Here is a 1,526-nt window from a genome sequence, read left to right on the forward strand (position 1 = left end):
CATGAGGCTGCCAAGCGGCGGACGTTTGCGGTGATCTCCCACCCCGACGCCGGTAAGTCGACCCTGACCGAGGCCCTCGCGCTGCACTCGGAGGCGATCTCCTCGGCCGGCGCCGTGCACGGCAAGGGCGACCGCAGGGGCGTGACCTCCGACTGGATGGCGATGGAGCAGGACCGCGGGATCTCCATCACCTCGGCCGCCCTGCGCATCGACTACGAGGGCCGGGTCCTCAACCTCCTGGACACCCCGGGCCACGCCGACTTCTCCGAGGACACCTACCGGGTGCTGTCGGCGGTGGACTGCGCGATCATGCTGCTGGACTCGGCCAAGGGCCTGGAACCGCAGACCCTCAAGCTCTTCGAGGTGTGCCGCGCACGCAGGATGCCGGTCATCACCTTCGTCAACAAGTGGGACCGCCCCGGACGCGAGCCCTTGGAACTGCTCGACGAGATCGAGCAGCGCATCGGCCTGCGCCCGACCCCGCTCAACTGGCCGGTGGGTATCGCCGGCGACTTCCGCGGGCTCATCGACCGCCGCTGCGGCGGGCAGTACACGAAGCTGACCCGGACCCCGGGCGGGGCGAGGAAGGCCCTGGAGGAACCCATGTCGGCCCAGGAGGCCGCCGGGACCGAGCAGGAGGCCTGGACCCAGGCCCAGGAGGAGCTCGAGCTGCTGGAGGCGCTCGGGGCCGACTACGACACCGAGTCCTTCCTGGCGGGGGAGTCCTCGCCGGTGCTGTTCGGTGCGGCGCTGTCCAACTTCGGTGTGGGCCAGCTCCTGGACGCGGTCGTGAACCTGGCCCCGGCCCCGGCAGCCAAGGAGGACGACAAGGGTGAGCCGCGCCCGGTCGAGAAGCCCTTCTCCGGGCAGGTCTTCAAGATGCAGGCCAACATGGACAGGAACCACCGCGACCGTATGGCGTTCGTGCGGGTCAGTTCGGGCCGGTTCGAACGCGGCATGGTGCTCACCCACGCCGCGACGGGGCGCCCGTTCGCGACCAAGTACACCCAGGCGGTCTTCGGTTCCGACCGGTCCACGATCGAGAAGGCCTTCCCGGGGGATGTGATCGCCCTGGTCAACGCCCAGGTGCTGTCGGTGGGCGACACCCTCTACGAGGGGCCCGAGGTGTCCTTCCCGCCGATCCCGAGCTTCGCCCCGGAGCATTTCGTGGTCGCGCGTGCGGTCGATTCGGGCAAGTACAAGCAGTTCCAGCGCGGTATCGCCCAGCTGGACGCCGAGGGTGTGGTCCAGGTGCTGACCTCGGACGTGCGCGGGGATCAGGCGCCGGTGCTGGCGGCGGTGGGTCCGCTCCAGTTCGACGTGGTGCGCCACCGCATGTCCGAGGAGTTCCGTTCGCCGATCGAGGCCTCTGCGTTGGAGTACTCGGTGGCCCGGCGTACCGACGAGGGGTCCGCGGCCGGTCTGCACTCGCTCTCGGGGGCGGAGGTGCTGCGTCGCCGTTCCGACGGGGAACTCCTCGTGCTGGTCAACAACAAGTGGCGTCTGCGGGTCATCGAGCGCGACCA

The 1,526-nt window shown here is 69.7% G+C and carries 1 protein-coding gene; it reads left to right on the forward strand.

All coding sequences use genetic code 11. From position 1 onward, the window contains the following. On the forward strand, nucleotides 1–1,526 hold a 1,526-nt coding region (locus D456_RS0123270; RefSeq protein ID WP_026116161.1), incomplete at both ends, for a peptide chain release factor 3.

This window comes from Nocardiopsis kunsanensis DSM 44524, from assembly GCF_000340965.1.
Classification (GTDB): Bacteria; Actinomycetota; Actinomycetes; order Streptosporangiales; family Streptosporangiaceae; genus Nocardiopsis; species Nocardiopsis kunsanensis.